The organism is Acidovorax sp., assembly GCF_046339755.1.
Taxonomy (GTDB): Bacteria; Pseudomonadota; Gammaproteobacteria; order Burkholderiales; family Burkholderiaceae_C; genus Acidovorax.
Map to the genome: position 1 here is coordinate 21582 of NZ_JBKDTZ010000252.1, position 6876 is coordinate 28457.

Below are 6876 nucleotides of genomic sequence, written 5' to 3' on the forward strand. Positions count from 1 at the left end.
CGCTATCCCTCGAACTGGGGGTGCAACTGCCGGATACGGTTCATCGCCATGCCCGCTGCGGCCGTGCGCGATTCCACACCCAGCTTGGCGAACACGCGCTCCAGGTGCTTCTTGACCGTGGCAGGGCTGGCGCCCAGGATGTCGCCGATGTCGCGGTTGATCTTGCCCTTGACCACCCAGTACAGCACCTCGGCCTCGCGCGCGGTGAGCTTGAAAGACAGGCTCATCGACTCGATGATCTTGGCGTCGGACACCTCGCGCATCACCAGCAGCCAGTCGCCCCCGCCTTCGCTGTCACCCGCTTGCTGGTGCAGGCGGAAGGTCAGGCGCCGCGCACCCTGGTCGATGGCCAGGCGCGGCGGCTCGGCCTGGGCCTGCGCGAGCAGTTCGGCCGCATTGCCGGCCAGCACGTGGCGGCGCAGCCAGGCCTGCACGGCCTCGGGCGCCCAGGGGCTGGCTTCGCCGAAATAGGCCTGCAGCAGTTCGCGCGCCAGCGGTGTCTGCCAGACGATGCGCCCGTCCACCGCGCGCACGGTGATGCTGGCGTAGCCGAAGGCATCGAGCGCGTTGCGCGCTTCGCGCGCCTGGCTGGCTTCGGCCCGGGCCTTGCGCGCGGCGCCCAGGTGCACGCCCATGCGTGCCATCACCTCGCGCGGCTTGATGGGCTTGGTCACATAGTCCACCCCGCCCGCCTCCAGCGCCGCCACCAGGTGCTCGGTCTCGGTCAGCCCGGTCATGAAGATGATGGGGATGTGCGCGGTCTGGGGCGAGGCCTTCAGCCGCCGCGCCACCTCGAAGCCGTCCATGCCGGGCATCATGGCGTCGAGCAGCACGATGTCGGGCAGGGCCTGGGCGGCACGCTGCAGCGCGGCCTCGCCGTGCATGGCCACGAGAACGGTGTAGCCCGATTCGTCCAGCGCATCGTGCAGCACGGCCAGGTTGTCGGGCACGTCGTCGACGATGAGCACCACATCGCTGTCGCTGCGGTCCAGCGCAGCGCCGGCAGGTGCAGGCGGGTGGGATGCGGCGTTGGTGGTGGTCATGGGGGGGCTTGCTCCAGGATCTGGCCCATGGCATCGAACTGGAATTGCCGGGCCAGGCCCCGCATGGTATCGACGAAGGCGCCATGCACCGGCTGTTCACGCTCGATTTCGTCCAGGGCGTTGAGGATGCCGCGGTAGTAACCCAGCGACACGGCCTGCGACAGGGCCGCCAGCGCGCCGGGGTCAGGGTAGCTGAGCTCGCCTGCACCCTGTACAGGCACGGGCGCAGAGGCCGCGGCCTGCGGTACGGCCTCGCCCAGCCACTGCAGCGCCAGGCGCCGCTCCAGCCAGTCGAGCAGCTCGCTGTGGCGCACGGGTTTGACGATGAAGTCCTCGGGGCGGATATCGACGTCGTTGTCCAGCGCCTTGTCGAAGGCATTGGCAGAGACAATGGCGCAATGGAGTTCTGGCAGATTCATCTGCCGCACCCGCCGCAGCGTCTCCCAGCCGTCGATGCCCGGCATGGCCAGGTCCATGAAAAGGGCGTGGGGCCGGTAGCCGGTGGCCAGCAGGTCGAGCGCGTCGTGGCCGCTGGCAGCCTGGCGCAGCTCGAAGCCCAGGGGTTCGAGCAGTTGCACCAGCAGTTCGCGGTCGGCCTCCTCGTTGTCCACCACCAGAATGCGGCGGCGCTCGCCCGCATAGCCCTTGCGCACGCGCGGCGCCTGCAGGGCCGGCGCCGCGGCCTTGCCCAGGGCCTCGGCATGCACCTCGGGCAGGAAGAGCTTGACGTGGAATACCGAGCCCAGGCCGGGCTCGCTGGTCACGCTGAGCTCGCCGCCCATGAGCGCGGTGAGCATCTTGGCGATGGTCAGCCCCAGGCCCGCGCCGGGCGCTGCGGCCACGGCGGAGGCGCTGCCGCCGCGCGCGAAGGTTTCGAAGATGCGCTCGATCTCATCGGCCGTGAGGCCGGGCCCGGTGTCCTGCACGTCGATGCGCGCGATCTCGCGGGCGTAGCGCACGCGCAGGGTGACGCGCCCCTGCGCGGTGAACTTGACGGCGTTGCCCAGCAGGTTGATGAGGATCTGGCGCAGGCGCTTTTCATCGGCGCGCACCACCTCGGGAATGGTGCCCTGCACATCGAACTGGAAGGCCAGGCCCTTGGCCGCGGCCTGCAGCTCGAACAGGCTGGCCATCTCGTGCAGACCATCGGCAAAGCGCATGGGCATGACGTCCAGCGTGAGCTTGCCCGATTCGATGCGCGCGATGTCCAGCGTGCCCTCGATCAGCGACAGCAGGTGCTCGCCGCCGCGGCGGATCACGTGCACGGCCTGCTTGCGGTGCGGCGGCACGGCCGTGTCCTCGCCCCTGAGCTGGGCATAGCCCAGGATGGAGTTGAGCGGCGTGCGGATCTCGTGGCTGATGGCGCTGATGTAGCGGCTCTTGGCCTGGTTGGCCTGGTCGGCGGCGCGCTTGGCCTCTTCGGCCACCTGGCGCGCCTGCTCGGCCACGCTGCGGGCGTTCTGCAGGGCCTCGTCGGTCTGGCGGTGCAGCTCGATCTCGCGCATCAACAGACCCGTCTGGCGGTTCGACTCTTCCTGCGCCACCTGGCGGCTCTTGTGCGCCAGCACCAGCCACCAGGCCACGATGCCGGAGATGACCAGCAAGGCGAGGTAGGCCTTGAGCAGGCCTGAACGCAGGGCCACCTCGGGGGCAGCCTGCACCTCGGTGTCCGTGAGGGCCTGGCCGATGGTGTTGAGCTCCTGGTGGTACAGCAGGCCCATGACGGAGGCCAGCAGCGGCGCGATCACCAGCATGAGCAGCAGGAAATGGCCCAGCCCCGTGTCCAGGTAGCGCCAGATGGCGCGCGGGAGCACCCAGCGCAGGGCCGAGGACCACTGCACCGCCATGCTCGCGTGGGGCTTGCACAGGTCTCCGCAGCGTGCATCGAGCGTGCAGCACAGCGAGCAGATGCCGCCGCCGTAGGCGGGGCACTGGGCCATGTCGGGCGCTTCGTACTCGCGCTCGCAGATGACGCAGCGCTGTACCGAAAAGCGCGTGTAGGACCCCAGGTCGGCCGCGACCTGCCCGCTCACCGGCCCGTGCATGGGCACGGCCGGCGGCTCGGGCTGGCGCGCGATGTAGTAACGCCCCCGTGTGGCCCAGGCGATGAGCGGCGCGGTGGCAAAGGCCACGGCCATGGCGATCACGGCCGAGAAGGCCTGCGGCAGCGGGCCGAAGAAACCCAGGTGCGCGCTGATGGAGACCACCGAGGCCAGCGCCATCGATCCCACGCCCACGGGGTTGATGTCGTACAGGTGGGCGCGCTTGAACTCGATGCCCTTGGGCGACAGGCCCAGGGGCTTGTTGATGACGAGGTCGGCCACCACCGACATGATCCAGGCAATGGCGATGTTGGAGTACAGGCCCAGCACCTCGCCCATGGCGCGAAAGACATTCATCTCCATCAGCATGAAGGCGATGAGGGTGTTGAACACCACCCACACCACGCGCCCGGGGTGGCTGTGGGTGAGGCGTGAGAAGAAGTTGGACCAGGCCAGCGAGCCCGCATAGGCGTTGGTCACGTTGATCTTCATCTGCGAGACCACCACGAACAGGGCCGTGGCCGCCACCGCCCAGCCGTAGTGCGGGAACACGTACTCATAGGCCACCAGGTACATCTGGTTGGGGTCCACCGCACGGTCGGCCGGCACCATGTGGGTCAGGGCCAGATAGGCCAGCAGCGCGCCGCCCAGCATCTTGAGCACCCCGAGCACCACCCAGCCCGGCCCGCCCGCCAGCACGCCCAGCCACCAGCGCCCGCGCGTGGCCGGCGTGCTGGCGGGCATGAAGCGCAGGTAGTCGGCCTGCTCACCCATCTGCGTGATGAGCGCGATGCCCACGGTGAGTGCTGCACCAAACAAGGGCAACTGGAATGCAGCGCCCCGCCCGGACTCACCACCGTAGTGCGAAATACCCGCAAATGCACCAGGATCGTGCATCACCACGTAAGCAAAGGGCACAACCAGCATCACCAGCCACAAGGGTTGGCTCCAGACCTGCAGCCGGCTGATGGCCGACACGCCGTGCGTGACCAGCGGGATCACCACGATGGCGCAGATCAGGTAGCCCCAGGTGGGCGGTATGTCCAGCGCCAGCTCCAGCGCATAGGCCATGACGGCCGCTTCCAGCGCGAAGAAGATGAAGGTGAAGGAGGCGTAGATCAGCGAGGTGAGCGTGGAGCCGATGTAGCCGAAACCCGCGCCGCGCGTGAGCAGGTCCATGTCCACCCCGTAGCGCGCGGCATACACGCTGATGGGCAGGCCCGCCAGGAAGATGATGAGCCCGGTGGCCACGATGGCCCAGAAGGCGTTGATGAAACCGTACTGCACCAGCAGCGTGGCGCCCACGGCCTCCAGGATCAGGAACGAGGCGGCGCCGAAGGCCGTGTTGGCCACGCGCCATTCGGACCACTTGCGAAAGCGCTGGGGCGTGTAGCGCAGCGCATAGTCTTCCATGGTCTCCGTGGCCACCCAGCTGTTGTAGTCGCGCCGGACCTTGACGACCTGCTGCGGGGCCTGGGCGTCCGCGCCCATGTCCTGGCCCGCACCGCCCTGTGCATGGGCGCCCGCGTCGGGCGGGGCGATGGCGGCGGTGGTGGGGGGCATGGGCGTCGGGGGGCGGGGCGGCAGTCCCCGAGGTGGTGCAGTTTCCATGCCACGGCCGGAGGATGGATGCGCCAATCGACGTATGGCCGGCACGCTGCTTGCTCACTATGATGGTGCAGACCAGGGCCGCCCCGCGCCTGCGCGCGGCACCAGGACGCCCTCCCCGATCACCTCATCGCCAAGACCATGGAACTCACCCCCCGCGAAAAAGACAAGCTGCTGATCTTCACGGCGGCCCTGCTGGCCGAGCGCCGCAAGGCCCGGGGCCTGAAACTCAACTACCCCGAGGCCATGGCCCTGATCAGCGCGGCCGTGATGGAAGGCGCGCGCGACGGCAAGACCGTGGCCCAGCTCATGAGCGAGGGGCGCACCGTGCTCACGCGCGCCGATGTGATGGAGGGCATCCCCGAGATGATTCCCGACATCCAGGTCGAAGCCACCTTTCCCGATGGCACCAAGCTCGTGACCGTCCACCAACCCATCTTGTAGAGGCGGAAAGCACCTTGTTCATGCCCGCTCACCACGCCAGAACCCACCTGCTCGTCGTTGCAAATGCTCGCCATAGCCCGAGCTATGGCTGTGCTTTGCGCCTAGAGCAGACGGGTTCTGACGCGTTGCTCGGCCACGACCAAGATACTTTCAGCCTCTAAGTTTTTTCCCGGAGACTTTCCCCATGCGCGCATCCCGCACCCTTGCCTTCCTCGCCCTGGCCACGCTGGCCGCGGCCGCCAGCGCCCACACCGACGGCGTGGCGCACTCGCACCATGATTTCTTCAGCGGCCTGACCCACCCCCTGTTCGGCCTGGACCACCTGGCCGCCATGGTGGCCGTGGGCCTGTGGAGCGCCCTGTCGGCACGCCGTGCCGGGCCCGAGCTGCTGTGGGGCCCGGTGGGCTTTGCCAGCCTGCTGCTGGTGGGCGCCGTGATGGGCATGCAGGGCGTGGCCGTGCCGGCTGTGGAGCCGATGATCGCCGCGTCGCTGCTGGCCACCGGCCTGCTGGTGGTGTCGCGCCTGCGCGTACCGGGCATCGTGGCCGCGCTGGGCGTGGGCGTGTTCGCGCTGTTCCATGGCCTGGCCCACGGCTACGAACTGGCCGGCAGCGACAGCGCCTGGCAGACCCTGGCCGGCATGCTGTGCGCCACGGTGCTGCTGCACTGTGCGGGTCTGGCCGCGGGCTGGGCGCTGCGCCACCGTACGGTGTGGCTGACCCGCGCGGCCGGTGCCGGCGTGGCCGCCCTGGGCGGCGCCATGCTCATGCAGTTGGCATAGAACCACCTCTGAAAAGGACACGCCACCATGATCCCAGGCGAACTATTGATCGATGCGGGCGAGCATGCCCTGAACCCCGGGCGCCGCACGCTGACGCTGGTGGTGCGCAATACGGCGGACCGGCCCATCCAGGTGGGCTCGCACTACCACTTTGCCGAGACCAACGGCGCCCTGGGCTTTGACCGCGAGGCCGCGCGCGGCATGCGGCTGCACAACGCCTCGGGTACGGCCGTGCGCTTCGAGCCCGGGCAGGAGCGCACCGTGGAGCTGGTGGACTATGCGGGCGACCGCACGGTCTACGGCTTTCGCGGCCTGGTGCAGGGCGCGCTGTGATGCTGGCCCCTGCCCTTTTCACCCACATTCTTTCCCGCCCCGCGCCGGGCAGCAGCAAAAGGTCTTGAACCATGGCAACCATTGGACGACGCGCCTATGCGGAGATGTTCGGCCCCACCGTTGGCGACCGCGTGCGCTTGGCGGACACCGGCCTGATCGCCGAGGTGGAGGCCGACTACACCCTGCGCGCCGGCGGCTACGGTGAAGAGGTGAAGTTCGGCGGCGGCAAGACCATCCGCGACGGCATGGCGCAAAGCCAGCGCACGCGCGATGCGGGCGCCGTGGACACGGTGCTGACCAATGCCCTGGTCATCGACCACTCGGGCATCTACAAGGCCGACATCGGCCTCAAGGGCGGGCGCATCGTGGCCATCGGCAAGGCCGGCAACCCCGATACGCAGAGCGGCGTGGACATCATCATCGGCGCGGGCACCGAGGTCATCAGCTGCGAGGGCAACATCGTCACCGCGGGTGGCATCGACAGCCACATCCACTTCATCTGCCCGCAGCAGATCGAGGAGGCCCTGGCCTCGGGGGTGACGCGCACGCCGGGCCGCCCCACGGGCACGGCCACGCCCATGGCGGCCACAGCCACGACCATGACCACGGGCATTCGCACGATGAC

6 protein-coding genes are annotated in these 6876 nt (G+C 68.9%); 4 read left to right on the forward strand and 2 right to left on the reverse strand.

Going from position 1 to position 6876, the window contains the following annotated elements; genetic code table 11:
- Positions 1-2 precede the first annotated feature (2 nt).
- Positions 3-1043 carry a response regulator gene (locus tag ACK59X_RS22260; protein ID WP_409960559.1) on the reverse strand — a complete coding sequence of 347 codons (1041 nt, stop codon included), beginning with the start codon at positions 1041-1043 and terminating at the stop codon, positions 3-5.
- Positions 1040-4648 carry an ATP-binding protein gene (locus ACK59X_RS22265; RefSeq protein ID WP_409960560.1) on the reverse strand — a complete coding sequence of 1203 codons (3609 nt, stop codon included), beginning with the start codon at positions 4646-4648 and terminating at the stop codon, positions 1040-1042. Before ACK59X_RS22265 ends, ACK59X_RS22260 begins: the two co-directional genes overlap by 4 nt.
- A gap of 186 nt (positions 4649-4834) precedes the next feature.
- Between ACK59X_RS22265 and ACK59X_RS22270 the strand changes: the two genes are divergently transcribed.
- From ACK59X_RS22270 to ACK59X_RS22285, 4 genes are all read left to right on the forward strand, one after another.
- The gene (locus ACK59X_RS22270) at positions 4835-5137 is read left to right on the forward strand and encodes an urease subunit gamma (RefSeq protein WP_409960561.1); all 303 of its coding nucleotides are present in this window, start codon (positions 4835-4837) and stop codon (positions 5135-5137) included.
- Between the two features lie 184 nt (positions 5138-5321).
- Positions 5322-5918, forward strand: a complete 597-nt coding sequence (locus tag ACK59X_RS22275; protein WP_409960562.1) for a HupE/UreJ family protein — start codon at positions 5322-5324, stop codon at positions 5916-5918.
- A 27-nt stretch (positions 5919-5945) separates the two neighbouring features.
- Positions 5946-6251 (forward strand): urease subunit beta, encoded by a 306-nt coding sequence (locus ACK59X_RS22280; protein ID WP_409960563.1) that lies wholly within the window; start codon positions 5946-5948, stop codon positions 6249-6251.
- 71 nt (positions 6252-6322) lie between these two features.
- On the forward strand, positions 6323-6876 hold a 554-nt coding region (locus tag ACK59X_RS22285), incomplete at its 3' end, for an amidohydrolase family protein (protein ID WP_409960564.1).